We start from the raw sequence: 26,182 nt of genomic DNA on the forward strand, positions 1-26,182 counted from the left end.
TTTCACCGCAGAGCCCCGCCCTTGTCATCCGACACGGGCTTGAGGCTTAGGGGGGCCGATTTACTTGATCGGCTTGAAGCGCATCCGCTTCGGGCGCGCGCCCTCTTCGCCGAGGCGCTTCTTCTTGTCGGCCTCGTACTCGTGGAAGTTGCCGTCGAAGAAGAACCACTGCGAGTCGCCCTCGCAGGCGAGGATGTGGGTGCAGATGCGGTCGAGGAACCAGCGGTCGTGGCTGATCACCATCGCGCTACCGGCGAATTCGAGCAGCGCCTCTTCCAGCGCGCGCAGGGTTTCGACGTCGAGGTCGTTGGACGGTTCGTCCAGCATCAGCACATTGCCGCCCTGGGCCAGGGTCTTGGCCAGGTGCAGGCGGCCGCGCTCACCGCCGGAGAGGCTGCCGACCAGCTTCTGCTGGTCATTGCCCTTGAAGTTGAAGCGGCCCAGATAGGCGCGGCTGGGCATGACGAACTTGCCGACGGTGATATTGTCCAGGCCGCCCGAGACGTCCTGCCAGACAGTCTTGTCGGCTTCCAGGCTGGCGCGGCTCTGGTCGACGAAGGCCATCTTGGCCGTCTTGCCGATCTTGACTGTGCCCGAGTCCGGCTGCTCGGTGCCCTGCAGCATGCGGAACAAGGTCGACTTGCCGGCGCCGTTGGGGCCGATGATGCCGACGATGGCGCCGGCCGGGACCTTGAACGACAGGTTGTCGATCAGCATGCGGTCGCCGAAGCTCTTGCTGACGTTCTCGAACTCGATCACCTCATTGCCCAGGCGCTCGGCGACCGGGATGAAGATTTCGTTGGTGACGTTGCGCTGCTGGTATTCGACGTCGGACAGTTCCTCGAAGCGGGCCAGACGCGCCTTGCTCTTGGCCTGGCGGCCCTTGGCGTTCGAGCGCACCCACTTCAGCTCTTCCTTCATCGCCTTCATGCGGGCGTCTTCGCTCTTCTGCTCCTGCTCGAGGCGGCGTTCCTTCTGGTCCAGCCACTCGGTGTAGTTGCCCTTCCAGGGGATGCCATGGCCGCGGTCCAGTTCCAGGATCCACTCGGCGGCGTTGTCGAGGAAGTAGCGGTCGTGGGTGATCGCGACCACGGTGCCGGGGAAGCGCTGCAGGAACTGCTCCAGCCACTCGACGCTTTCAGCGTCCAGGTGGTTGGTCGGCTCATCGAGCAGCAGCATGTCGGGCTTGCTCAGCAGCAGGCGGCACAGCGCGACGCGGCGCTTCTCGCCGCCGGACAGCACGCCAATCTGCGCGTCCCAGGGCGGCAGATTCAGCGCATCGGCGGCCAGTTCCAGCTGCAGATCGGTGTTCTCGGAGCCGGCGGCGGCGATGATGGCCTCCAGCTCGCCCTGCTCGGCGGCCAGCTTGTCGAAGTCGGCATCCGGCTCGGCGTACTCGGCATAGACCTCGTCCAGGCGCTTCTTGGCGGCCAGCACGCCGCCGATGCCCTCTTCCACCGCCTCGCGCACCGTCTGGTTCGGGTCCAGCTTGGGCTCCTGCTCCAGATAGCCGATCTTGATGCCCGGCATCGGGATCGCTTCGCCCTCGATCTCCTTGTCGACGCCGGCCATGATCTTCAGGAGCGTGGACTTGCCCGAGCCGTTGACGCCCAGCACGCCGATCTTGGCGCCGGGGAAGAAGGACAGCGAGATGTCCTTGAGGATGTGGCGCTTGGGAGGAACCGTCTTGTTGACACGGTTCATCGAGAAAACATACTGGGCCATGAAGGGGCTTCCTGGATTTGCGGGGGAGTTTCGGTGCTGCGGGCCGGGGCCGGCCCGCCGCGCCCCGCGGCAGGGCGGGACGCAAAACACCGTATTGTCTCATTCCCTGGGGTTTGCCCCTGCGGGGCGCGGCTATGCCCTGCCTACACTGGGCCGCGGGCGCCTAGGCAGGGCGCCGGGAGCCCGATATGCGCATGACGACGGCACGACGCCTCCTTCTCGGCCTGGCCTGCTGCTTGGGCGTAAGTGCGACGGCGCAGACGCTGCGCTGGGCCAGCCAGGGCGACATCCAGACCCTGGATCCGCATTCGCAGAACGAGCTGCTGACCAATTCGCTGAACGGCCAGGTCTACGAGTACCTGTTGCGTCGCATGCCCGACCAGAGCCTGGGCCCCAGCCTGGCGACCGAGTGGACGCGGCTGTCGCCGACCGTCTGGCGGCTCAAGCTGCGCGCCAGCGTCAAGTTCCACGACGGCACGCCGTTCACCGCCGAGGACGTCGCGTTCTCGATGCAGCGGCTGCGCGACGCGAACTCGCCGTTCCGCGTCTATGCCTTCGCCGTCGGCGCGGCCCGGGCGCTCGATCCGCTGACCATCGAGTTCGTCCAGGACAAGCCCGACCCGATCTTCCTCGAGCATCTGCTGAACCTGCACATCATGAGCAAGCGCTGGTGCGAGCAGCACCGGATCACCCGGCCCTTGAACTTCAAGGCCAAGGAGGAAAGCCACGCCAGCCAGAACATGAACGGCACCGGCCCCTTCATGCTGGTCAGCCGCCAGCCGGGCACGAAGACGGTCTACAAGCGCAACCCGGCCTGGTGGAACCGGCATGAGGGCAATGTGCAGGACTTCGTCTACCTGCCGATCGGCAACGATGCGACCCGGCTGGCCGCGCTGATCTCGGGCGAGATCGACCTGGTGCTCGACCCCGCGCCGCGCGACGTGGCGCGCTTGCGCAGCCTGCCCGGCATCAAGGTGCTGGACGGACCGGAGAACCGGCTGATCTTCGTCGGCATGGACCAGGGCCGCGACAAGCTGCTCTATGCCAAGGTGCCGGGTGATGCCAATCCCTTCAAGGATCAGCGCATGCGCCGCGCGATGTACCAGGCGATCGACATCGAGGCGATCCGCACGAAGCTGATGAACGGGCTCTCGCTGCCCACCGGCGGCGTCACCGTCTCGCCGCTGGGCTCCTTCAATGACCCGCAACTCGAGTCGCGCCTGCCCTACGACCTCGCCGCGGCCCGCAAGCTGATGCAGGAGGCCGGCTACGCGGACGGCTTCGAGGTGACGATGGACTGCCCGAATAACCGCTATATCAACGACGAGGAGATCTGCATCGCCTTGGCGACGATGTGGGCGCAGCTGAAGCTCAAGGTGCGCGTCAACGCCCAGCCGCGCGCGCTGGTCTTCCCCAAGCTCGAGAAGCTAGACACCAGCCTCTATCTCTACGGGTGGGGCGGCGGCACGACCGATGCTGAGATCATGTTCGGCCCGGTGCTGCGCAATCGCGGCGCCGACGGCATCGGCTATGCGAACTACGGCCAATGGATCAACGAGCGCGGTGACGAACTGGCGGCAGCATCGGCGCTGGAGGCCTCGCCCGAGAAGCGCCAGGCTCTCATCAAGGCGGCGTTGCAGGCCTATCGCGAGGCCGTGACCATCATCCCGCTGCACCGCCAGGTGATCCCCTGGGCGATGCGATCGGGCGTCAGCGCCGTGCATTCGCCGGCCAACTGGCTCAGCGTGGACTGGGTCACGGTGCAGAAATAGCGCGCCCGCTATAATCGGTTCATCGCCGCGACTACCAGTCTTGTCGCGGCGTTTCCTTTTTGAGCCAAGCACGCTCCTAAATGGCAGGCCCGAAGACTGGCGCGGCAGACGCCGCGCGGCCCAGCTGACACGCGAGTCGTGCGCACAAAGCAGTCGATGACATTTGAATCCCTGGGCCTGGCAGCACCGCTGCTGAAGGCCATCGCCGAAGCCGGCTACACCTCCCCAACCCCCATCCAAGCCCAAGCGATCCCGGCCGTCCTCAAGGGCGGCGACCTGCTCGCCGGCGCCCAGACCGGCACCGGCAAGACCGCCGGCTTCACCCTGCCGATGCTGCATCGCCTGGCTGCCGGCCAGCCGGTGCGCAACGCCCGCGGCCGCCCCATGGTGCGCGCGCTGGTGCTGACCCCGACCCGCGAGCTGGCCGCCCAGGTCGAGGAATCGGTGCAGACCTATGGCAAGCACCTGCCGCTGAAGAGCATGGTCATGTTCGGCGGCGTCGGCATGCAGCCGCAGGTCAACAAGCTGCGCGACGGCGTCGACATCCTGGTCGCCACGCCGGGCCGCCTGCTGGACCATCACCAGCAGGGCACGCTGGACCTCAGCAAGGTCGAGATCCTGGTGCTGGACGAAGCCGACCGCATGCTGGACATGGGCTTCATCCACGACATCAAGAAGGTGCTGGCCGTGCTGCCGCCCAAGCGCCAGAACCTCTTGTTCTCGGCCACCTTCAGCGACGACATCAAGAACCTGGCCGACCGCCTGCTGAACCAGCCGGCCCTGATCGAGGTCGCGCGCCGCAACCAGACCAATGATGCGATCGCGCAGAAGGTCCATCCGGTCGCGCGCGACAAGAAGAAGGAACTGCTGGCTCATCTGATCAAGAGCGGCGACTGGCACCAGGTGCTGGTCTTCACGCGCATGAAGCATGGCGCCAACCGCCTGACCGACTACCTGAACGACAACGGCATCAGCGCGATGGCCATCCACGGCAACAAGAGCCAGGGCGCGCGCACCAAGGCGCTGGCCGAGTTCAAGAGCGGGGACCTGACCTGCCTGGTGGCAACCGACATCGCCGCCCGTGGCATCGACATCGACCAGCTGCCCCATGTCGTCAACTACGAGCTGCCCAATGTCCCCGAGGACTATGTGCACCGCATCGGCCGCACCGGCCGCGCCGGCGCCCAGGGCGAGGCGGTGAGCCTGGTCTGCGTGGACGAGAACGGCTTCCTGCGTGAGATCGAGAAGCTGATCAAGCGCGAGATTCCGAAGGAGATCGTGGCCGGCTATGCGCCCGATCCGAGCGAGAAGCCCGAGCCCATCGTGCTGGGCCGCATGGTGCTGAACAACAATGGCAGCCGTGGCCGCGCGCCCGGTGGTGGTGGCGGTGGCGGCCGCGGTGCTCGCCCCGGCGGCGATCGCGGTGGCCGTCCCGGCCAGGGCGGCGGTCGCCCCGGCGCCTCGCAGGGCGGACGTCCGGGCCAGAGCCAGGGCCAGCAGCAGCAACGCTCGGCCTCCGGTCATGGCGGCCAGGGCCAGCAGCCGCGCCGTGACGGCGGCGCGCCGCGCTCGAATGGCGGTGGCGGCAATAGCAACGGCGGCTACAGCAATGGCCCGCGCCTGACGCAGCCGAAGCGCTGAGCCTAGACTCGAACGATCAAACCCAGCCCCGCCCACCGGCGCGGCTGGGTTTTTTCTTGGGTGGCTGCGCTGGCCCGTCTACGATGCCGGCATGAAGGACAAGAACAAGAGCATCTGGGTGGCCGGCGCCAGCGGCCTGGTCGGCCGCGCGCTGCTGAGCGAGCTGCTGCAACAGCCCGGTGACGACACCGAGATCCATGCGCTGCTGCGCCGCCCGGTCGAGGGCCTGCCGCCAAGCCCCCGCCTGCATGCGCAGCGCCTCGACTTCGCCCGGCCCGATCTGGCGGCGCTGCCGGCACCGACGACGATCTATATCTGTCTGGGCACGACGATCAAGCAGGCCGGCTCGCAGGAGGCCTTCCGCGCCGTCGACTACGAGGCGGTCCTGACGCTGGCCCGTGCCGCCCGCGCAGCCGGTGCGACTCGCTGCGCCGTCGTTTCGGCCCTGGGCGCCAAGGCCACATCGACGGTGTTCTACAACCGCGTCAAGGGCGAGATGGAAGAGGCCTTGATCGCGCTGGGCTTCGAGCGCCTGGTGATCGCCCGCCCCTCGCTCTTGATCGGCGAACGCGCCGCGCTGGGCCAGCCGGTGCGCAAGGGCGAGGTCTGGGGCGAACGCATCGGCCGCCTGCTGCGTCCGCTGCTGCCGGCGCGCTGGCGACCCATCGAAGCCGCCCGGGTCGCGCGGGCGATGCGGCGCGCGCTCAGCGAGGACGGACCCGCCGTGCAGCGCCTCGAGTCCGAGACGCTGCAGCGTCTGGGCCGATGAAGACGGCCCCCATCGTCCCGGCCGAGGTCGACTTCAGCGATGCCGCGGCGCCCAGCGCGCCGGCCTTCGGCGACGTCTATCACAGCCGCGCTGGTGCGCTGGGCCAGGCCCGCCATGTCTTTCTCGGCGGCAACGGCCTGCCGGGCCGCTGGGCCGGGCGCGAGCGATTCCTCATCGTCGAGACCGGCTTCGGCCTGGGCAACAACTTCCTCGCCAGCTGGGACGCCTGGCGCCGCGATACGCAGCGCTGCCAGCGCCTCGTCTTCATCGGCATCGAGAAGCACCCGCTGCGCCGCGAGGATCTGGCGCGCGCCCATGCCGGCAGCGAACTGGCCGAGCTGGCGACGCAGCTGGTCGAGGCCTGGCCGCCGCTGACGGCCAATCTGCACGGGCTCGAATTCGAGGGCGGCCGGGTCCAGCTGCTGCTCGGCTTCGGCGACGTGCATCTGTGGCTGCGCGAACTGGTCGCCGACGATGTCGATGCCTTCTACCTCGACGGCTTCTCGCCGCGGACCAACCCCGCCATGTGGGACCGCCATGTGCTGAAGGCGCTGGGCCGGCGGGCGGCGCCCGGCGCGACGGCCGCGACCTGGAGCGTCGCGCCGGACACGCGCGAGGGGCTGGCGGCGGCCGGTTTCACGGTCGAACGCCAGCGCGGCTTCGCCAACAAGGGCGGCATGTCGGTCGCCCGCCACGAGCCGCGCCATGCAGCGCAGCGCCCGGCCGCGCGCAGGCCCCTCGCCCCCCGGGCGCGCGAGGCCGTCATCATCGGCGCGGGCCTGGCCGGTGCCGCCTGCGCCTGGGCGCTGTCTCGCCAAGGCCTGCGCGCCACCGTGCTCGAGGCCCGGGACGGCCCGGCCCAGGCCAGCTCGGGCAATCCGGGAGGGCTGTTCCACGGCACACTCAATCCCGACGACGGCCTGCATGCCCGCTTCAACCGCGCCGCCGCGCTGGCCACGGCCGCCGCGCTGCGCGAGCTGCCTCCGCTGCCCTGGCTGCAGCGCGGGTTGCTGCGGCTGGAGAGCGAGCGCGATGTGGAGGCGATGCGCGCGCTGATCGCGCGCCAGCGCCTGCCGGCCGACTATGTGCAGGCGCTCGATGCCGCGGCGGCCGCCGCGCTCAGCGGCCTGCCGCTGCGCCAGCCGGCCTGGTTCTATCCGGCGGGCGGTGCCCTGCCACCGGCGGCCTATGTGCAGGCGCTGCTGCGCGCTTCCGGCGCAAGCCTGAGGACCGCGTGCACGGTCGTCCGGATCGAGCGTGCCGGCGAGCGCTGGCGGCTGTTCGACGCGCAGGATGGCCTGCTGGCCGAGACCGAAGCCCTGCTGCTGGCGGGCGGGCACGAGAGTCTCGCGCTGCTGCGCGACTGGGCGCCCGATCTGCCGCTGATCCGCCAGCGCGGGCAGCTGAGCCATCTGAGCCCGGCGGAGCCCCGGCCGCGGCTGCCGGTGGCCGGTGCCGGCTATGCGATCGACGATGGCGCCGGCGGCCTCTGGTGCGGCGCCACGAGCGAGGACGAGGACTTGGACCCGGCGCTGCGCAGCGCCGACCACGCGGCGAACCTGCGCCAATGGGCCCAGCTGGCCGGCCTGCCCGAGACGCCCAGCGGCGCGCCGGCCGGCCGCGTCGGCTGGCGGCTCTTGACGCCGGACCGGCTGCCCTTGGTGGGCGGCCTGGCCGATCCGGCCGCCCCGGCCGATCCGCAGCGGCTGGATCAGCCGCGCTTCGTGCCACGGCTGCCGGGCCTCATGCTCTGCACCGCCTTCGGCTCGCGCGGCATCAGCTGGGCGGCGCTCGCCGGCCGGGTCGCCGCCGCCCTGCTGAGCGGCGCGCCGGCGCCGCTGGAGGCCAGCCTGCTCGACGCGATCGATCCTGTGCGATTTGCGGTGCGACGCGCACGGAACGGCGCCGGCAAGCCCTAAAGATTTCGGCGCTGCGGTCGCAATAAAAGGGGTGGAGGCCCGTCCTGATCGATGGCCAGCGGCCTCCCACGCCGGTCTTGCCTCCCATACCTGCCCCTCCCACCGCCCCGCAGAAGTCCTCATGCTCGATTCCATCTTCTCCGGCCGCTCGATCGGCCACCGCCTGGGCGCCGTGCTGGCCCTGGTGCTGCTGATCTCCTTTGCCGGCTCTGGCATCGGCTACTGGGCGCTGAACCGGGCGGCTCAGGAGTCGTCCCAGATGTACGAGAACACCCTGGTCAGCGAGCGCATCGCCAGCGACTGGTACCGCAACATCACCAATGGCGTGAACCGCACCAGCGCGATCGCCGCCAGCGCCGACCCGGCCCTGGCCCAGTTCTTCGCCGTCGCCGCGGCCGAATCGAGCAAGCAGTCGGGCGAACTGCAGAAGAAGCTCGAGGGCCTGCTCAGCTCGCCCGAGGAGCGCGCCAAGTTCGAGAAGCTGTCCGAGGCGCGCAAGGGCTATCTGGCCGGCCGCGAGGCGGTGACCGCGGCCAAGAAGGCCGGCGACGCCGACCAGGCCAGGCAGCTGTTCGAGAGCCAGTTCCAGCCGGCCGCGGCCGCCTTCGAGGCGGCGATCAAGGACGTGGTCCAGCAGCAGCGCGACCAGCTCGATGCCGCCGCCAGGCGCCTGGACGAATCGAACCGCACCGCCCGCACCGGCCTGGTCGTGTTCGCGATCAGCGCGCTGGCCGTCGCCGTCGCGCTGGCCGTCTGGCTGACCCGCTCGATCACCGGCCCCCTGCGCGAGGCCGGCGAGCTGGCCGACGCGATCGCCCATTTCGACCTCAGCCGCAGCATCACCCCGCGCTCGAACGACGAGACCGGCCGCCTGCTGCGCTCGCTGCAGACCATGCAGGCAGCCCTGCTGAAGCTGATCGGCGAGGTGCGCGGCTCCACCGACAGCATCAGCACCGCCAGCAGCGAGATCGCCGTCGGCAACCACGATCTGTCGGCGCGCACCGAGCAGACCGCCTCCAATCTGCAGCAGGCCGCCGCCTCGATGCTGCAGCTGACCGGCACCGTGCAGCAGACGGCCGAATCGGCGACGACGGCCAATCAGCTGGCGAGCTCGGCCGCCGACGTGGCCCAGCGCGGCGGCGCGGTCGTGGCCCAGGTGGTGACGACGATGGACGAGATCAACGCCAGCTCGCGTCGCATCAGCGACATCATCGGCACCATCGACGGCATCGCCTTCCAGACCAATATCCTGGCCCTCAACGCGGCCGTCGAGGCGGCCCGCGCCGGCGAGCAGGGGCGCGGTTTCGCGGTCGTCGCCAGCGAGGTGCGCTCACTGGCCCAGCGCTCGGCCAGCGCGGCCAAGGAGATCAAGACCCTGATCGGCGCCAGCGCCGAGCGGGTCGAATCGGGCAGCCGGCTGGTGCAGGACGCCGGCGCGACGATGAGCGACATCGTCGCCAGCGTGCAGCGCGTGTCCGACATCATCGGCGAGATCAGCGCCGCCTCGCGCGAGCAGAGCGACGGCATCCACCAGATCAATGCCGCCGTCGGCCAGCTCGACCAGATGACGCAGCAGAACGCCGCCCTGGTCGAGGAATCGGCCTCTGCCGCCGAGAGCCTGAAGGACCAGGCCGGCCGCCTGGCGCAGGCGATTGGCGTGTTCCGCCTCGGCCAGGGGACTGCGCCGGTGCTCGCCGCGGCGCTCGTACCGGCTGCGCGGCCGGCACCGGTCGTCAAACCCGCCGTGAAGCCGGTACCCGCCAAGGCCGCGGCTCCGAAGCCGGCCCCCAAGCCCGCTCCCGCTCCCGCGCCTGCCCCGGCGACGGCGAGCGCCGGTGCGGACGGCGACTGGGAAACCTTCTAAGCGCCGCTCAGAAGTCCAGCGTCCTCACGCCCTCGGCCGTGCCGAGCAGGCAGACGCTGGCGCGGTTGCGCGCGAACACGCCGACCGTCACGACGCCCGGCCATTGGCTGACCTCGGCCTCGAAGCCGGACGGATCGACGATCTGCAGGCCGCGCACGTCGAGGATCTGGCAGCCGTTGTCGGTCGTCACGCCCTCGCGCAGCCGCGCCTCGCCGCCCAGCGCCGCGAAGCGCCGCGCGATCTGCGCCGTCGCCATCGGGATCACCTCGACCGGCAGCGGGAACTTGCCCAGGGTCCGGACCAGCTTCGACTCGTCGGCGATGCAGACGAAGCGCTGGGCCAGGTCGGCGACGATCTTCTCGCGCGTCAGCGCCGCACCGCCGCCCTTGATCATGTGGCCGCCATGGTCGATCTCGTCGGCGCCGTCGATGTAGACCGGCAGGCTCTCGACCTCGCCGGCCTCGAACACCCGGATGCCCAGGGCCTTCATCCGCTCGGTCGAGCGCACCGAGCTGGACACCGCGCCGGCGATCTGCATGCCGCTGGCGGCCAGCGCGTCGATGAACTTGTCCACCGTCGAGCCGGTGCCGACGCCGACGATGGTTCCGGGCGTCACATACTGCAGGGCGGCCTGGCCGACCAGGGTCTTCAATTCGTCTTGGGTCATGGTGAGGAACTCGTCAGGAAATCTGGCGGCGCGCACGCACGGCGGCGGCCAGCTCGCGCAGCAGCGGCTCGGTCTGGCTCCAGCCCAGGCAGGCGTCGGTGATCGACACGCCCGGCCGCAGATCGGCCTTGGTCTGGCCTGGGGCCAGGTCTTGCCGGCCCGGCTGCAGATGGCTCTCGATCATCACGCCGGTGATGCGGCGATCGCCGGCGGCCATCTGCGCGGCGACGTCACGGCCGACCTCGATCTGGCGCTCGTACTGCTTGCTTGAATTCGCGTGCGAAAAATCGATCATCACCTGCTCGCGCAGGCCCGAGGCGCGCAGCGCAGCGCAGGCGCTGTCCACCGAGGCGGCGTCGTAGTTGGGCGTCTTGCCGCCGCGCAGGATCACATGGCAGTCGGCATTGCCGCGCGTCTCGAAGATGGCCGCGGCGCCCATCTTGGTCATCCCCATGAATGCATGGCTGGCCCGTGCCGCCAGCACCGCGTCGGACGCCACCTTGATGCCGCCGTCGGTGCCGTTCTTGAAGCCGACCGGGCAGCTCAGGCCGGAGGCCAGCTGGCGGTGGCTCTGGCTCTCGGTCGTGCGCGCGCCAATCGCGCCCCAGGCGATCAGGTCCGAGATGTACTGCGGCGACAGCAGGTCGAGGAACTCGGTGCCGGCCGGCAGGCCCAGCGCGGTCACGTCCAGCAGCAGCTGGCGCGCCAGGCGCAGACCCTCGTTCATATGGAAGCTGCCGTCCAGGCGCGGGTCGTTGATATAGCCCTTCCAGCCGACCGTGGTGCGCGGCTTCTCGAAGTAGACCCGCATCACGATCAGCAGCTCGCGGCTCAGTTCCTCGCGCAAGCCCTTCAGCAGATGGGCGTATTGCATCGCCTGCTCGTGGTCATGGATCGAGCAAGGGCCGACGACGACCAGCAGGCGGTCGTCGCGGCCGTGCAGGATCGCGCCGATCTCCTCGCGGGCGCGTTCGACCAGCTCCAGCGAGGCATCGGGCAGCGGCAGCTCGTCCAGCAGCAAGGCCGGCGAGATCAGCGGGCGCACGGCGCCGATGCGGGTGTCGTCGGTGCGGGTCGTGTCGCGGGTCGCGTCGCGCGATCCGACTTCGCGGTCGTGCGCGGGGTCATCCAAAAGCTTCATGTCGGCGGGGTCCAGAGATCGGCCCGGCATTATCGGTGCTTGGCCGCCGCCACGCACACGGCCGCGGCCGACAGGGCAAAGCCCAGCAGCGCCAGCACCGGCAGCCGCTCGTCCAGCAGCAGAAAACCGAGCAACGCCGACATGCCCGGGATCAGGTAGAACAGCCGTGCCACCTGCGCTGCCTGGCCACGCCGCATCATCAGGAACATCAGGCTGAAGGCGCCGATCGAGTTGACCAGGGCCAGCCACAGCACGGCGAACACCAACTCCCCGCTCCAGCGCAGCGCGAAGCCCTCGACCGGCCCGGCCAGCACCGCGACCGCCAGCGCCGAAACCGCCATCTGCACCGCGGCGCCGCTGCGCAAATCCATCTGGGCGCAGAAGCGCTTCTGGTACAGCGTGCCGGCCACCAGACCGACCAGGCCCAGCAACGCCGCCGCATAGGCCGGCCAGCCGCCGTCCCCCTGCAAGGGCTTGCCGGCGACGACCAGGGCCACGCCCAGCAGGCCGCCCAGCAGGGCCAGCGCCTGGCGGCGACCAAGCCGCTCGGCCAGCCACAGCTGCGCGCCCAGCGCCGTGGCCAGCGGCATCAGCCCGATCAGCAGGCCGGCGACGCCGGCCGACAGGCCCAGGCGCAGCCCATAGTAGATGCCGGAGAAATGCAGCACCTGCATTAGCAGCCCGGCCACGGCCAAGTGCCCCCAGGCATGACGCCCGCGGGGCCAGCGCGCGTCGCCGGCCAGCGCAAGCAGGGCCAGCAGCAGCGCGGCAATGCCGAAACGCAGGCTCAGCAGGGTGAAGGGCCCGCTGTGCGCCAGGCCCAGCCGGCCGGCCACATAGCCGCTGCTCCACAGCAGGATGAAGAGCAGCGGCCCGCTGACCGCCGCCAGTGCGGCAAAGGGGTCCCGGCGCGGGTGCGGCAAGCGGGTGGAAAGGGTGGACAACATGGCGGATTCCTAGACAGAACGGTCAGGTGCTCACTGTAGAAATCTCCTTTTGAGGACACAATCTGCTTACTTGGAACAGCAGTGTTTCCAAACAGAGAACAAAGGACAATGAATATGGGCCGCCTGGAAGACCTGCAAGCCTTTGCCCGCGTCGTCGACGCGCGCGGTTTCTCGGGTGCGGCCCGCCTGCTGGGCAGTAGCAAATCGGCCGTCAGCAAGCAGGTCGGCCGGCTCGAAGCCCAGCTGGGCACCCGGCTGCTGCAGCGCACCACCCGCAGCGTCAGCCCGACGCCCGAGGGTCGCGGCGTCTACGAGCGCGCGCTGCGCCTGCTGGAGGAGGCGCAGCGGCTGGAGGACGAGCTGGCCGGACGCGCGGACGCGCCGCAGGGCGTGCTGCGCCTGTCGACCTCGACCGCATTCGGCAATCTGCAGTTCACCGCGCTGATGAGCGAGTTCTGCGCACTTTATCCGCGGCTGCAGGTCGCGCTGGGCTTGAACGACCGCTATGTCGACCTCGCCGAGGAGGGTTTCGATGTGGTGCTGCGGCTGACCGGTACGCCCGGGCCAGGGCTGGTGGCGCGCCGGCTGGCTGCGATCCGCTACCGGCTCTGTGCGGCGCCGGCCTACCTGGACGTGCAGGGCGAACCCGCCACGGTGGCCGAGCTGGCCGGGCACCGCTGCCTGCGCTTCGGCTATCTGCAGGCCCCCGACCGCTGGCGCTTCCGACACGAGAGTTCGGGCGAGGAGGCGGAGGTTCCGGTTCAGGGGGCGCTGCGCTTCGGGAGCGGGCTGACCGCCAACAGCAGCGAGTCGCTGCGCATCGCTGCCCTGGCCGGCATGGGGTTGGCAATACTGCCAACCTACGCGATCGGGCCGGACCTGCGCGCCGGCCGTCTGCGCGCGCTGCTGCCCGGCTGGGCGCCCCAAGGTGGCCTGGCGGACGCGCACACGCTGTACGCGGTCTACCTGCCGCATCGCCAGCCCAGCCCCAAAGTGCGGGCGCTGATCGACTTCATGCTGGAAAGGCTCGGGGAGTTGCCGCCCTGGGATCGGGACGCGGGCTGAGCCGGAATGCGAGAATCGCGCGCTATGCCTCTCGTTCCCTACGCCCTCACCCGCCCCTTCCTGTTCGGCCTCGATCCCGAGCATGCGCATGAGCTGACCCTGAACAGCATCGCCCGGCTGCAGAACACGCCTGCCCAATGCCTGTGGTCGCAGAGCCGCATCAGCGATCCGCTGCAACTGGCCGGGCTGAAATTCCCGAACCGCATCGGCCTGGCCGCCGGCCTGGACAAGAACGGCCGCTGCATCGACGGCCTGGGCGCGATGGGCTTTGGCTTCATCGAGGTCGGCACGGTGACGCCCAAGGGCCAGCCGGGCAACGACCGGCCCCGCATCTTCCGCCTGCCCAAGGCGCAGGCGCTGATCAACCGGCTCGGCTTCAACAACGAGGGACTGGACAGTTTTCTGGCCAATGTGCAGCGCGCGCATTCCTTCCGCGCCGCCGGCGGCCTGCTGGGCCTGAACATCGGCAAGAACGCCGCGACGCCGATCGAGAACGCCGTCGACGACTATCTGCTCGGCCTGGACGGCGTGTTCCCGCATGCCGACTACATCACCGTCAATATCTCCAGCCCCAACACCAAAAATCTGCGTGCGCTGCAGAGCGACGAGGCGCTGGATGCGCTGCTCTCCAGGCTGCAGGAGCGCAAGCTGAAGCTGGAGGCCGGCAGCGGCCGCAAGGTGCCGATGTTCGTCAAGATCGCGCCCGACCTAGACGAGGGCCAGGTCGGCGTGATCGCCAAGACCTTGCGCGGCAATGGCATTGACGGCGTGATTGCGACCAACACGACCATTTCCCGGGACGCGGTAAAAGGCTTGCCCCATGCGGACGAGGCCGGCGGTCTGTCCGGTCGACCGGTCTTCGAGGCGAGCAACCGGGTGATCGTCCAGCTGCGCGCAGCGCTGGGCAACGGCTACCCGATCATTGGCGTCGGTGGCGTGCTCAGCGGCGCCGATGCGCGCGCCAAGCTCGCCGCTGGGGCTGATCTGGTGCAGATCTACACCGGCCTGATCTACAAGGGCCCGGCCCTGGTGCGCGAGTGCGCCGCGGCCATGACCGCCGCATAAAAAACAAAGCGAACCGAAGTTCGCTTTGTCGATGGGGCAGAGTTCCGCTCAGTCGAAACGACGGCGACGCGCCAGGAAACCAACGACGCCAAGACCGGCCAGCAGCATGGCATAGGTCTCGGGCTCGGGCACGGCCGCAACACCGACTGTTGCAGAGGTCAGAACATAGCCGGCCGAGGCACTGGCCAAGCCACCGATCGCGTACACATAGGTGCCAGGATCAAGCAACCAGGTACCGGACTTTGCAGTCGTTCCACCAAAAGCCGCGCTGAACAGGGCCGTCGTGCCGGTTTCGTCATAGACGCCGAACGAACCGAAGGTGATGCCAGTCGCGACCAACGCTCCAGCCAGCGTCGACTGTTCGGTGAGAGTGAACTTGTAGGTATCCAGGAAGGACCCCACAGCCGGAGTAACCAGACCGCTAAGTTCAAAAACGTCATGCGCGCCCCAGTCAATATCGGCTGCTTGGCTGCTGAGCGCGGTGAAAGCAACCAGCGATGCGGCTACTAAAGGTTTCAGCTTCATAAAAGCACTCCCGTGGTTAGAGGTTGTGGGAACTGTCGGGGCTTATTGTGCGCAGCAGCACGTGAATTAATCCACAGACGGAACCCTTCAGCCTAGGGAGAACACTCGCCTTAATTGTGAGGGGCGGTAAGACGCCACCCCTAGTTCGTAAATACGGAGCCGCCGCCTATCAGGCAGGCAGAACCCGAACCACCTTCTGCAGCCCCTCGACGGGCTTGCCCTTGCGGGCACGCTTGCCGGCGTGGGCTGCCAGCGCAGCGCCCTTCAGTACGTCCTCCTTGGGCTTGCCACCACGGCCGCTGCCCAGCAACTGCAGCGCCTGGGTAAAGGCCGCAACGCTCAACAGTGCGTCCTTGGGCTCCAGATCCATCAGGGTCAGGCCGCGGCCGCCCTTGGGCTGGTGCTTCAGTTCGTCCAGCGCGTAGGTCAGCAAACGCCCCTGCAGCGACAGGCAGGCCAGTTGCAAACCCAGCACCTCGCCCATGGGCACGGCGGCCGGCGGCAGCGGTTTCTCCTCGCCCTCCAGGCTCAGGAAGGTCTTGCCGGCGCGCTTGGCGCTGATCAGATCGCCGACCTGGGCGATCAGGCCGAAGCCGCCGGTGCCGGCCAGCACCAGGCGCTGCGCACCGCCGGCGGCGTAGTAATGCGCGATCTGCGTGCCCGACTCGAGTTCGATCAGGGTCGTGATCGGCTGGCCGTCGCCGCGGCCGCCCGGCAGCAGCGAGACCGGCACCGAGTAGACCCGGCCGTTGCTGCCGAAGACGATCAGCGGATCCACGCTGCGGCAGGGGAAGACGCCGTAGAGCTGGTCGCCGGACTTGAAGGCCAGCGCGGCCGGGTCGATCTCATGTCCCTTCAGTGCCCGCACCCAACCCTTCATCGAGACGACCACCGTCACCGGCTCGTCGACGATGCGGACCTCGGCGACCGCCTTCTTCTCGGCCTGGATCAAGGTGCGGCGCTCGTCGCCGTACTGCTTGGCATCGGCCTCGATCTCCTTGACGACGGTGCGCTTGAGCACGCCCGGGTTGGCAAGGATGTCCTCCAGCTTGGCGCGCTCCTCGCGCAGCTTCTCGAGTTCCTGCTCGATCTTGATCGCCTCCAGCCGCGCCAGCTGGCGCAGGCGGATCTCGAGGATGTCCTCGGCCTGGCGGTCCGAGAGCCTGAAGCGCTCGATCAGCGCCGGCTTGGGCTCGTCGGCATTGCGGATGATGCGGATCACCTCGTCGATGTTCAGCAGCACCAGCTGGCGGCCTTCCAGCACATGGATGCGGTCCAGCACCTTGTCCAGGCGATGCTGGGTGCGGCGCTGCACGGTCGCGAGCCGGTAGCCCAGCCATTCGGACAGGATCTGGCGCAGGTTCTTCTGCGTCGGCCGGCCGTCGGCGCCGATCATGGTCAGATTGATCGGTGCCGAGGTCTCCAGGCTGGTGTGCGCCAGCAGGGTCGTGATCAGCTCCTGCTGCTCGACCGTGCGGCTCTTGGGCTCGAAGACCAGGCGCACCGGCGCGTCCTTGCTCGACTCGTCGCGCACGCCGTCCAGCACCGCCAGCACGCTGGCCTTCAGCTGCAGCTGCTCCTGCGTCAAGGCCTTCTTGCCGGTCTTGACCTTGGGGTTGGAGAGTTCCTCAATCTCTTCCAGCACCTTCTGCGAGCTGGTGCCATGCGGCAGCTCGGTGACGACCAGCTGCCACTGGCCGCGGGCCAGGTCCTCGATCTTCCAGCGCGCGCGCAGCTTCAGGCTGCCACGGCCCGAGGCATAGGCGGCGCGGATGTCCTCGGCTGCACTGATCAGCTGGCCGCCACCGGGGAAATCGGGTCCCGGCAGCAGGCCATAGAGCTCGTCGTCCGACAGCTTCTCGTTCTTCAGCAGCGCGACGGCGGCGGCCGCGACCTCGCGCAGATTGTGGCTGGGCACCTCGGTGGCCAGACCGACCGCGATGCCCGAGGCGCCGTTCAGCAGCACGAAGGGCAGGCGCGCCGGCAGGGTCTTGGGCTCCTCGGTCGAGCCGTCGTAGTTGGGCTGGAATTCGACCGTGCCCTCGTCGATCTCGTCCAGCAGCAAGCGCGCGATCGGTGCCAGCCGCGCTTCGGTGTAACGCATCGCCGCCGCGCCGTCGCCGTCGCGCGAACCGAAATTGCCCTGGCCGTCGATCAGCGGATAGCGCTGCGAGAAGTCCTGCGCCATGCGCACCAGCGCGTCGTAGACCGACTGGTCGCCATGCGGGTGAAAGCGGCCCAGCACGTCGCCGACGACGCGGGCACCCTTGACCGGCTTGGCGCCGGAGGTACCGGAGAAGCTCAGGCCCATGCGCTCCATCGAGTAGAGGATGCGGCGCTGCACCGGCTTCTGGCCGTCGCAGACATCGGGCAGCGCCCGGCCCTTGACGACCGAGAGCGCATATTCGAGATAGGCCCGTTCGGCGTAATGCGCCAGGGTCAGCGCGTCGCTGCCGTCTTCGGCGGCCGGGCTTCCAAAATCGATAGTGGTCTGGTTCATGGTTTGCTGCTGTGAATCTGCAGGTGCTGGGCCTGGGCCGGCAGGCTGCGCTGCAACAGGGCCCAGTACAACTCCAGCACCAGATGGACATGGGCCTGGGTTTCTTCGATGGCCGGCATCTGCCCGCCCGCCCGGCGCACCGCGCCCTCGCCGGCATTCCAGGCGGCCAGGGCCGCGTCGATGCGGCCGAAGCGTTTGATCAGATCGGCCAGCATTCTGGCGCCGGCCTGGACATTGGTGCGCGGGTCCAGCAGGCGCTGGCGCTCGCCGGTCGCGGCATAGCGCAGGCCCGCCTCGGGCGTCAGCTGCATCAGGCCCAGCGCGCCGCGCGGCGAGACCGCATCGTGCCGGTAGCCCGACTCGACGGCGATCACCGCCTTCAGCAGCTCCGTGTCGACGCCATGGCGCGCGGCCGCCTCGCGCAAAAATGGCTGGACCGCCTTGACCTCGGGCGCGATCTCCAGCCAGGTCAGCAGATGCAGGCTGCCGTCCTGCTTGCCCGGCACGCGGCCCTGGCCGGCCTCGGCCTGGCCCATCAAGAGCGCGTAATTGCCGTCCAGCGGCCGGCTGGCCAGATGCGCGACACCCTGACCGTCGACATAGCCCCACAACTCGGCGCGGGCCGCCAGACTCAGGCCGGCCAGCACGATGAGCAGCAGCCACCTCATGCGCCCTGCTCCTGGCCCAGCGCGACGCGGGCCTGGTATTCGCGATCGAGCATGGACATCACGATCAGCGAGTCGTAGCCGTCGGCCCCCTCGATGCTGACCCGCACGCTCTCGCGCAGCCGGCCTTCCTCGACGAAGCCCTCGCTGCGGTACAGGGCCTGCGCGCGGGTGTTCAGCGCCTTCACGTCCAGCCAGAAGCGGTGCGCCTTCAGCTGGGTGAAGGCGAGCTTCTTCAGCAGGCGCACGCTGGCGCGCCCCAGGCCCTGGCCCGTCCCTTGGAATTGAGGCGCCAGCACGATGCGCTTGAGCTCGACCGAGCCATGCGGGTTGCGACAGCCCTGCAGGATGACGAAGCCGGCCTGCTGCTGGCCGACCTCGATGATGAAGTGGCGCGAGTCCGGAAAGCGCAGCGCGCCCTCGTGCTGCGTGCGCTCCCAGGGCGTGATGAAGGGCAGGTTCGCCGCGTCGCGCTCGACCGAGACGACGAAGTCGAGGTCCGACAGCATCGTCGGCCGCAGATGCACCAGCGGCGGCGTCATGAGCCCGACTCGAAGCCCTGCAAGACCGCGACGACATTGAGGCCGATCGCCTCGGTCGCATAACCGCCTTCCTGCAGGAACAGCGTGCGCGGCGCGCCGAAGGCGGCCAGGCGCCGGCCGAGCGCGGCGAACTCGGGCCGGTCGAGCTTGAAATGCGAGATCGGGTCGCCGCCATAGGTATCGACGCCCAGCGAGACGATCAGCAGTTCGGGCGCATAGTCCGCCAGCCGCGCCAGCAGGCGCTCCAGCGCGGCAAACCAGGCCTCGTTCGAGCAGCCGGCCGGCAGCGGCTCGTTGGCGTTGAAGCCCAGGCCCGTGCCGGCACCGCGCTCGTCGGCATGGCCGAGGAAGAACGGATATTCGGTCTGCGGATCACCATGCAGGCTGGCGTAGAGCACATCGGCACGCTCGTAGAAGATCGCCTGCGTGCCATTGCCGTGGTGGTAGTCGACATCGAGGATGGCCACCTTCTGGAGCCCGGCGTCGAGCGCCGCCTGCGCCGCCACGGCCGCGTTGTTGACGAAGCAGTAGCCGCCGAAGAAATCGGCGCCGGCATGGTGGCCGGGCGGGCGGGTCAGCACATAGGCGGTCTTCTCCTCGCCCAGCGCGATGTCCAGGCCGGCCAGGCTGGCCTGCGCGCCCCAGTAGGCGGCGTCCCAGCTGCCCGCGGTCAGCGGCGTGCCGCTGTCCATCGAATACAGACCCATCCGGGCGGCGAAGCTTTTCGGCTCGACATCGGTGCGCAGCGTGCGCACCGGCCAGACGGCCGGGAAGGCGTCGCCCTCGCCGCCCAAGGCCCGCCATTCGGCGAAGGCGCCCTGCAGAAAACGCAGATAGGCCGGCGCGTGGACGCGTTCCAGCGGCGCCAGGCCCCGGTCGACCGGACTCAGGATCTCGCCCAGCCGCGCATCCTGCAGCGCCTTGAGCACATAGTCGGCGCGCGCCGGCACCTCGAAGGCCGGCACCAGGCGGCCGCGGAAGAACTCGTGCGTGGCCGCGTGCTGGCCATGGCGCTCGTTGTAGACGGTCTTCATCGCGGTCTCAGACGTCGATCTCGACCGAGTCGCCATGGATCTCCATCAGTTCGCGACGCGAGGCCGCCTCGCCCTTGCCCATCAGCTTGTTGATCGCCTCCTCGGTCTGGCCGAAGTCGAACAGGCCGTAGGCGACCGGACTCAGCCGCCGCGTCTCTGGGTTCAAGGTCGTGTCCCACAGCTGCTCGGCGCTCATCTCGCCCAGGCCCTTGAAGCGGCTGATGCTCCACGAGCCCTCGCGCGCACCTTCCTTGCGCAGCTTGTCCAGGGTCGCGGTCAGCTCGCCCTCGTCCAGCGCATAGAGCTTGGCGGCCGGCTTCTTGCCGCGCGCCGGCGCGTCGACGCGGTACAGCGGCGGCCGCGCCACATGGATGTGACCGGCCTCGACCAGCTTGGGGAAATGGCGGAAGAACAGGGTCAGCAAGAGCACCTGGATGTGCGAGCCGTCGACATCGGCGTCGGACAGGATGCAGACCTTGCCGTAGCGCAGGCCGGAGAGATCGGGGCTGTCCTTCGGCCCGTGCGGATCGACGCCCAGGGCCACCGAGATGTCATGGATCTCGTTGTTCTTGAACAGCAGGTCGCGCTCGACCTCCCAGCTATTCAGCACCTTGCCGCGCAGCGGCAGGATGGCCTGGGTCTCCTTGTCGCGGCCCATCTTGGCCGAACCGCCGGCCGAGTCGCCCTCGACCAGGAAGATCTCGTTGTGCAGCAGGTCGCGGCTTTCGCAATCGGTCAGCTTGCCGGGCAGCACGGCCACACCCGAGCCCTTGCGCTTCTCGACCTTCTGGCTGGCGCGCTGGCGCGTCTGCGCCTGCTTGATCACCAGCTCGGCCAGCTTCTTGCCGTAATCCACATGGTGGTTCAGCCACAGCTCCAGCGCCGGCTTCACATAGGCCGACACCAGGCGCAAGGCGTCGCGCGAATTGAGGCGCTCCTTGGTCTGGCCCTGGAACTGCGGATCCAGCACCTTGGCCGACAGCACGAAGCTGGCGCGCGAGAAGACATCGTCCGGCATCAGCTTGACGCCCTTGGGCAGCAGCGAATGCATCTCGATGAAGCCCTTGATCGCGCCGAACATGCCGTCCTTCAGGCCGGACTCGTGCGTGCCGCCGGCGACGGTGGGGATCAGGTTCACATAGCTCTCGCGCATCACCTGACCCTCTTCGGTGAAGGCCACCGCCCAGGCCGCGCCCTCGCCCTCGGCGAAGTTCTCGCTCTCGGCGCTGCTGGCGTATTGCTCGCCCTCGAACAGCGGGATCAGCGGATCGGCCGTCAGCGTCTGCATCAGGTAGTCGCGCAGGCCGCCCTGGTAGGACCAGGTCTGCAGCTCGCCCGACTTCTCGTTCTTCAGGGTGACGGTGACGCCCGGCATCAGCACCGCCTTGCTGCGCAAGAGATGCACCAGCTCGCCCTTGGGCAGCTCGGCCGACTCGAAATACTTGGCGTCGGGCCAGACGCGCACCGTCGTGCCCTGCTTGCGGTCGCCGCCGGCCGCGGCGCGCACGGCCACCGGCTCGACCACGTCCCCATGCTCGAAGGCCAGGGTCGCGACCTGCTTCTCGCGCCAGACCGTCACCTCCAGGCGCTTGGCCAGCGCATTGGTGACCGACACGCCGACGCCGTGCAGGCCGCCGGAGAAGCTGTAGGCGCCGCCCGAGCCCTTGTCGAACTTGCCGCCGGCATGCAGGCGGGTGAAGACGATCTCGACCACCGGCACGCCCTCCTCGGGGTGCAGGCCGAAGGGAATGCCGCGGCCGTCGTCGGCGATCGAGACCGAGCCGTCGGCATGCTGGGTCAGGTCGATGCGCTTGCCGAAGCCGGCCAGGGCCTCGTCGGCCGCGTTGTCGATCACTTCCTGGATGCAGTGCAGCGGGTTGTCGGTGCGGGTGTACATGCCCGGCCGCTGCTTGACCGGCTCCAGGCCCTTGAGGACGCGGATCGAGCCTTCGCCATAGGCGGCGGGCGTGCTGCTGTTCGCTTTGTTCGTTGCCATGGCGGCGATTGTAGGGAGGCTCGCGGTGGAGCCCCGGCGGACATCTGCTCACAGGCGCTGGCGGCAAAGCGGCGTAGCATGCGCGCCTGCTTTCCCCGCCTGCCCACCGCGACCCCGATGCGCTTTTCTCTCGCCGTCCTGCTCAGCTGCCTGTTTCTCGCGTCGGCCCGGGCCCAGACCGCCCCGGAACCGTTCAAGGCCAGCGCGCCGCTGGCGCTGGAGCTGCGCAACGCGCAATGGTTCGACGGACAGGCCTTCAAGCGCGGCACGCTCTATGTCGCCGACGGCGTCTTCAGCGCGCAAAAACCCAAGCGCGTCAACCGCCGCATGGACCTGAAGGGCCAGTTCCTGATCCCGCCGCTGGCCGAGGCGCACAACTACAACCTGCAGAACGACTGGGGCGTGACGAACTACGCCCAGCGCTATCTGCAGGACGGCGTGTTCTACGCCTCGATGCTGTGCGCCGACCCGGCCGAGGTGGCCGCCGTGCGGCCGCGCCTGAACGGCGAGGCCAGCCCCGACGTGCTGTTCGCCAGCGCCTGCATCACCTCCAGCGATGGCCAGCCGCTGGCCAGCCTGCTGGCCGCCCCCCCGGGTGCGCCCAAGCCGCGCCTGCAGGACATTGCCGACAAGGCGCTGATCCTCATCGACAAGCCCGAGCAGCTGGAGCAGAAATGGCCGCTGGTGGCGGCGCGCAAGCCCGACTGGGTGAAGATCGTGCTCAGCTACAGCGAGCGGCCCGAGCTGCGCGCGCGGCCCGAGCTGCGCGGAAAGCTGGGCCTGAGCCCGGAGACGGCCGCCGCCATCGTCCGCCAGGCGCACCAGGCGGGTCTGCGCGTCAGCGCCCATGTCGACAGCGCGGCCGATTTCGATACGGCCGTGCGCGCCGGCGTCGACCAGATCGCCCATCTGCCCGGCTATTTCAATCATCTGGGCGACGCGCCGGAGCGCTACCAGCTGGGCGCGGAGGCGATCGCCCTGGCGGCGCGCAACAAGACCGCCGTCGTCACCGCCACCGCCGCCACCAGCCTGTTCAAGACCACCCCCGAGCAGATGGAGGCGCTGCGCCAGGTGCAGGGGCGCAATCTGCAGGCGCTGAAGACGGCCGGCGTGCCGCTGCTGCTGGGCTCCGACGTGTTCACCGGCACCGTGCAGCTGGAACTGCGCAATCTGCTGGGCCTGGCCGTGTTCAGCAATGCCGAGCTGCTGCGCATCGCCACCGTCGACACCGCCCGCGCGCTCTATCCGAAGCGGCAGCTGGGCTGCTTCGAGCCCGGCTGCGAGGCCAGCTTCCTGCTGTTGTCCGGCAATCCGCTGCTGGACATGGAGGTGCTCGAGCGGCCGATGCTGCGGGTCAAGCAGGGCCGCATCCTGACGCAGATGGAAGACGTCGCCGCGTCCGCCGACGCCAGCAGCGTCTCGACCGAGGCGGCGGCCGCGGCCGCCAAGAAATCCAAAAAGATGGCCAAACCCAAGCCCAAGAGCGCCACCCCGGCAAAAAAACCCCGATTTGGCTACATTGCAGCGCATGAACGCCCATCCCCAAGCCGCAGCGGCCAAGCTGTCCATGACCCAGGTGCTGCTGTGCGGCGCGATGATCGTCACGATGTCCATGGGCATACGCCATGGCTTCGGCCTGTGGCTGCAGCCGATCACCTTGGAACGCGGCTGGACGCGCGAGACCTTCGCCTTCGCGCTGGCGGTGCAGAACATCGCCTGGGGCATCGCCGGGCCGGTGGCCGGCATGGTGGCCGACCGCTTCGGCGCCTTCCGCGTGATCGTCGTCGGCGCGCTGCTGTATGCGCTGGGCCTGGTGACCATGGCCCTGTCGACCTCGGGCCTGGCCTTCACCGGCAGCGCCGGCCTCCTGATCGGCATGGCCCAATCGGGCACCACCTATGCGGTCATCTATGGCGTGATCGGCCGCAATGTGGCGCCGGAGAAGCGCAGCTGGGCCATGGGCGTGGCCGCGGCGGCCGGCTCCTTCGGCCAGTTCCTGATGGTGCCGGTGGAGAACTGGCTGATCGGCCACAGCGGCTGGCAGAACGCGCTCTTCATCCTGGCCTGCCTGGCCCTGGTGATGCTGCCGCTGGCCTTCGGCCTGCGCGAGCAGCGCGCGGCCGGCGTCCCGGTCCAGCAGCAGAGCATCGCCAGCGCGCTGCGCGAGGCCTTCGGCTACCGCAGCTTCCAGCTGCTGATGGCCGGCTATTTCGTCTGCGGATTCCAGGTCGTCTTCATCGGCGTGCACATGCCCAGCTATCTGAAGGACCAGGGTCTGAGCCCCCAGGTCGCTACCTATGCGCTGGCGCTGATCGGCCTGTTCAATGTCTTCGGCACCTATGGCGCCGGCGTGCTGGGTCAGCGCTGGCCCAAGCGCTATCTGCTGTCGGCGATCTATGCGCTGCGCTCGGTCGCGATCGTGGTCTTCCTGAGCGTGCCGCTGACGCCCATGACGGTGTACGTCTTCTCGGCCGTGATGGGCCTGCTGTGGCTGTCGACGGTGCCGCCGACCAATGCGGTGCTGGCGCAGATCTTCGGCGTCCAGCATATGTCGATGCTGGGCGGCTTTGTCTTCCTCAGCCACCAGGTCGGCAGCTTCCTGGGCGTCTGGCTGGGCGGCAAGCTCTACGACGCCAGCGGCAGCTATGACATCGTCTGGTGGCTGGCGGTCGCCCTGGGCGTGTTCGCCGCCATCGTCAATCTGCCGGTGCGCGAGAGCGCGATCCCGCGCGCGGCGGCGCAGCCCGCATGAAGCTGCGCCTGGCGCTGTGGATCGCGGCCGGCCTGGCGCTGGCCCTGGTCTTCCTCGCCTATGCGCAGCCGGCGCTGATGCAGCAGCTGTCCGAACAGCTGTGGGCCTGCTTTTGAGCGGCGCCCCCTCCCCCTGGCTGCTGCGCTGGCGCCAGGCGCTGCGCCCCGGCGCCACCGCGCTGGACCTGGCCTGCGGCTCCGGCCGCCATCTGCGTCATCTGGCCGCCGCCGGCATGCAGGTCACCGGTGTCGATCGCGACGCGGCGGCGCTGGAACCGCTGCGGGAGCTGGCGGAGATCATCGTCGCCGACGTCGAGGCCGGCCCCTGGCCGCTGGCCGAGCGCCGCTTCGATCTGGTGCTGGTGACGAACTATCTGTGGCGGCCGCTGCTGCCGCGGATCGCGGCCGCCGTCGCACCGGGCGGCTGGCTGATCTATGAGACCTTCGCCGACGGCCAGCAGACGATAGGCCGGCCGGCCCGCGCCGAGTTCCTGCTGCGCCCCGGCGAACTGCTCGAGGCCTGCCGCGGGCTGCGCGTCCTCGGCTACGAAGACGGCTACGAGGAGCAGGCCGTCAACCCGCGCTTCGTCCAGCGCGTTGCTGCGGTTCGCGAACAAGCCGAGCCAGGGGTTTACCAGCGCTACGTCCTGGGCTGAGCCGTACGGCCGGCCGGCTTCAGTAGAATCGCCGGATTACGAGGAACCCTCCACAATGAACCCGATAGTAGGCAGCATCGTCGCCCTGGTGACGCCGATGCAGGAAGACGGCAGCGTCGATTACCCGGCGCTGCGCAATCTGATCGACTGGCATATCGCCGAGGGCACGGCCTGCGTCTGCGTCGTCGGCACGACCGGCGAATCGCCGACCGTCAGCATGGAGGAGAACCGCGAGATCATCCGCGCCGCGGTCGAGCATGCGAAGGGCCGCATCCCCATCATGGCCGGCACCGGCGCCAACTCGACCGCCGAGGCGATCGAGCTGAGCCACTACGCCAAGCAGGTCGGCGCCGACTGCACGCTGTCGGTCGTGCCCTACTACAACAAGCCCTCGCAGGAAGGCATCTACCAGCATTACAAGGCGATCGCCGAGGCGGTCGACATCCCGATGATGCTGTACAACGTGCCGGGCCGCACGGTCGCCGATATGGCGCCCGAGACGGCGCTGCGCTGCGCCGCCCTGCCCGGTGTGTTCGGCGTCAAGGAGGCCAGCGGCAATATCGAGCGCGCCGCCTTCCTGATCAAGAATGCGCCCAAGAGCTTCTCGATCTATTCCGGCGACGACGGCACTGCCGTCGCGCTGATGCTGCTGGGCGGCCATGGCAATGTCAGCGTGACCGCCAATGTCGCGCCGCGCGCGATGGCCGAGCTGTGCCGCGCCGCGCTGGCCGGCGACACGCGCGAAGCCAGCCGCATCCACTTCCAGCTGCTCTCGCTGCACAAGCAGCTGTTCTGCGAGCCGAGCCCGGCCCCGGCCAAGTGGGCGCTGTCGCGCCTGGGCCGCTGCGGCGCCACGCTGCGCCTGCCGATCACGCCGCTGACCGCGGCCGGCCAGGCCAGCGTCGAGCAGGCGCTGCGCGAAGCCGCTCTGCTCTAAT

20 protein-coding genes and 1 pseudogene are annotated in these 26,182 nt (G+C 69.1%); 11 read left to right on the forward strand and 10 right to left on the reverse strand.

Annotated features, from left to right (window positions below; genetic code table 11):
* Positions 1-60: 60 nt before the first annotated feature.
* Positions 61-1,725, reverse strand: coding sequence for an energy-dependent translational throttle protein EttA (ettA, locus tag QWJ38_RS16375; RefSeq protein WP_290360170.1), 1,665 nt, complete (start codon positions 1,723-1,725; stop codon positions 61-63).
* Between the two features lie 194 nt (positions 1,726-1,919).
* On the opposite strand from ettA, the gene QWJ38_RS16380 reads away from it, so the two are divergent.
* The 5 genes from QWJ38_RS16380 (at position 1,920) to QWJ38_RS16400 (ending at position 9,690) form a co-directional block, all read left to right on the forward strand.
* The gene (locus tag QWJ38_RS16380) at positions 1,920-3,497 is read left to right on the forward strand and encodes an ABC transporter substrate-binding protein (protein ID WP_290360171.1); all 1,578 of its coding nucleotides are present in this window, start codon (positions 1,920-1,922) and stop codon (positions 3,495-3,497) included.
* Positions 3,498-3,653: 156 nt separating this feature from the next.
* Complete coding sequence (locus tag QWJ38_RS16385; RefSeq protein WP_290360172.1) at positions 3,654-5,138, forward strand: DEAD/DEAH box helicase; 1,485 nt, start codon at positions 3,654-3,656, stop codon at positions 5,136-5,138.
* Between the two features lie 91 nt (positions 5,139-5,229).
* Entirely contained in the window at positions 5,230-5,907 is a 678-nt protein-coding gene (locus tag QWJ38_RS16390) for an NAD(P)H-binding protein (protein ID WP_290360173.1), read from the forward strand.
* Positions 5,904-7,826, forward strand: a complete 1,923-nt coding sequence (mnmC, locus tag QWJ38_RS16395) for a bifunctional tRNA (5-methylaminomethyl-2-thiouridine)(34)-methyltransferase MnmC2/FAD-dependent 5-carboxymethylaminomethyl-2-thiouridine(34) oxidoreductase MnmC1 (RefSeq protein WP_290360174.1) — start codon at positions 5,904-5,906, stop codon at positions 7,824-7,826. Before QWJ38_RS16390 ends, mnmC begins: the two co-directional genes overlap by 4 nt.
* 121 nt (positions 7,827-7,947) lie before the next feature.
* The gene (locus QWJ38_RS16400; protein ID WP_290360175.1) at positions 7,948-9,690 is read left to right on the forward strand and encodes a methyl-accepting chemotaxis protein; all 1,743 of its coding nucleotides are present in this window, start codon (positions 7,948-7,950) and stop codon (positions 9,688-9,690) included.
* 7 nt (positions 9,691-9,697) lie between these two features.
* Here QWJ38_RS16400 and rpiA read toward each other — a convergent pair whose 3' ends face one another.
* The 3 genes from rpiA to QWJ38_RS16415 are packed head-to-tail and all read right to left on the reverse strand — an operon-like array spanning position 9,698 to position 12,445.
* The gene (gene rpiA, locus QWJ38_RS16405; RefSeq protein ID WP_290360176.1) at positions 9,698-10,357 is read right to left on the reverse strand and encodes a ribose-5-phosphate isomerase RpiA; all 660 of its coding nucleotides are present in this window, start codon (positions 10,355-10,357) and stop codon (positions 9,698-9,700) included.
* A 13-nt stretch (positions 10,358-10,370) separates the two neighbouring features.
* Positions 10,371-11,498, reverse strand: coding sequence for a 3-deoxy-7-phosphoheptulonate synthase (locus QWJ38_RS16410; RefSeq protein ID WP_290360177.1), 1,128 nt, complete (start codon positions 11,496-11,498; stop codon positions 10,371-10,373).
* A 29-nt stretch (positions 11,499-11,527) separates the two neighbouring features.
* On the reverse strand, positions 11,528-12,445 hold the full coding sequence (locus tag QWJ38_RS16415; protein WP_290360178.1) for a DMT family transporter: 918 nt from the start codon (positions 12,443-12,445) through the stop codon (positions 11,528-11,530).
* A 108-nt stretch (positions 12,446-12,553) separates the two neighbouring features.
* Here QWJ38_RS16415 and QWJ38_RS16420 point away from each other — a divergent pair, with 108 nt between their 5' ends.
* Together QWJ38_RS16420 and QWJ38_RS16425 are read left to right on the forward strand one after the other, a co-directional pair.
* Positions 12,554-13,510, forward strand: a complete 957-nt coding sequence (locus QWJ38_RS16420) for a LysR family transcriptional regulator (protein WP_290360179.1) — start codon at positions 12,554-12,556, stop codon at positions 13,508-13,510.
* 24 nt (positions 13,511-13,534) lie between these two features.
* Positions 13,535-14,575, forward strand: coding sequence for a quinone-dependent dihydroorotate dehydrogenase (locus tag QWJ38_RS16425; RefSeq protein WP_290360180.1), 1,041 nt, complete (start codon positions 13,535-13,537; stop codon positions 14,573-14,575).
* Positions 14,576-14,623: 48 nt separating this feature from the next.
* Here QWJ38_RS16425 and QWJ38_RS16430 read toward each other — a convergent pair whose 3' ends face one another.
* The 6 genes from QWJ38_RS16430 to QWJ38_RS16455 all read right to left on the reverse strand — a co-directional run bounded on the left by QWJ38_RS16430 (position 14,624) and on the right by QWJ38_RS16455 (position 21,837).
* Complete coding sequence (locus QWJ38_RS16430; protein ID WP_290360181.1) at positions 14,624-15,100, reverse strand: FxDxF family PEP-CTERM protein; 477 nt, start codon at positions 15,098-15,100, stop codon at positions 14,624-14,626.
* A gap of 169 nt (positions 15,101-15,269) precedes the next feature.
* Positions 15,270-17,600 carry a DNA topoisomerase IV subunit A gene (gene parC, locus QWJ38_RS16435; RefSeq protein WP_290360182.1) on the reverse strand — a complete coding sequence of 777 codons (2,331 nt, stop codon included), beginning with the start codon at positions 17,598-17,600 and terminating at the stop codon, positions 15,270-15,272.
* The gene (locus QWJ38_RS16440) at positions 17,597-18,268 is read right to left on the reverse strand and encodes a lytic transglycosylase domain-containing protein (protein WP_290360183.1); all 672 of its coding nucleotides are present in this window, start codon (positions 18,266-18,268) and stop codon (positions 17,597-17,599) included. Before QWJ38_RS16440 ends, parC begins: the two co-directional genes overlap by 4 nt.
* Positions 18,265-18,807: a GNAT family N-acetyltransferase gene (locus QWJ38_RS16445; protein ID WP_290360184.1), complete on the reverse strand. Its 543-nt coding sequence runs from the start codon at positions 18,805-18,807 to the stop codon at positions 18,265-18,267. Before QWJ38_RS16445 ends, QWJ38_RS16440 begins: the two co-directional genes overlap by 4 nt.
* Positions 18,804-19,841 carry a histone deacetylase family protein gene (locus tag QWJ38_RS16450; protein WP_290360185.1) on the reverse strand — a complete coding sequence of 346 codons (1,038 nt, stop codon included), beginning with the start codon at positions 19,839-19,841 and terminating at the stop codon, positions 18,804-18,806. Before QWJ38_RS16450 ends, QWJ38_RS16445 begins: the two co-directional genes overlap by 4 nt.
* 7 nt (positions 19,842-19,848) lie before the next feature.
* A complete protein-coding gene (locus QWJ38_RS16455; RefSeq protein ID WP_290360186.1) occupies positions 19,849-21,837 on the reverse strand; it encodes a DNA topoisomerase IV subunit B in 1,989 nt (662 codons plus the stop codon).
* Between the two features lie 453 nt (positions 21,838-22,290).
* Here QWJ38_RS16455 and QWJ38_RS24030 point away from each other — a divergent pair.
* The 4 genes and pseudogenes from QWJ38_RS24030 to dapA all read left to right on the forward strand — a co-directional run.
* A pseudogene (locus QWJ38_RS24030) lies at positions 22,291-23,118 on the forward strand (amidohydrolase family protein); the annotation flags it as partial.
* Positions 23,119-23,365: 247 nt separating this feature from the next.
* A complete protein-coding gene (locus QWJ38_RS16465) occupies positions 23,366-24,589 on the forward strand; it encodes an MFS transporter (RefSeq protein WP_290360188.1) in 1,224 nt (407 codons plus the stop codon).
* A 106-nt stretch (positions 24,590-24,695) separates the two neighbouring features.
* On the forward strand, positions 24,696-25,244 hold the full coding sequence (locus QWJ38_RS16470) for a class I SAM-dependent methyltransferase (protein WP_434063997.1): 549 nt from the start codon (positions 24,696-24,698) through the stop codon (positions 25,242-25,244).
* Positions 25,245-25,299: 55 nt separating this feature from the next.
* A complete protein-coding gene (dapA, locus tag QWJ38_RS16475) occupies positions 25,300-26,181 on the forward strand; it encodes a 4-hydroxy-tetrahydrodipicolinate synthase (protein WP_290360190.1) in 882 nt (293 codons plus the stop codon).
* Position 26,182: the final 1 nt, after the last annotated feature.

The organism is Roseateles violae, from assembly GCF_030410485.1.
Lineage (GTDB): Bacteria > Pseudomonadota > Gammaproteobacteria > Burkholderiales > Burkholderiaceae_C > Roseateles_D > Roseateles_D violae.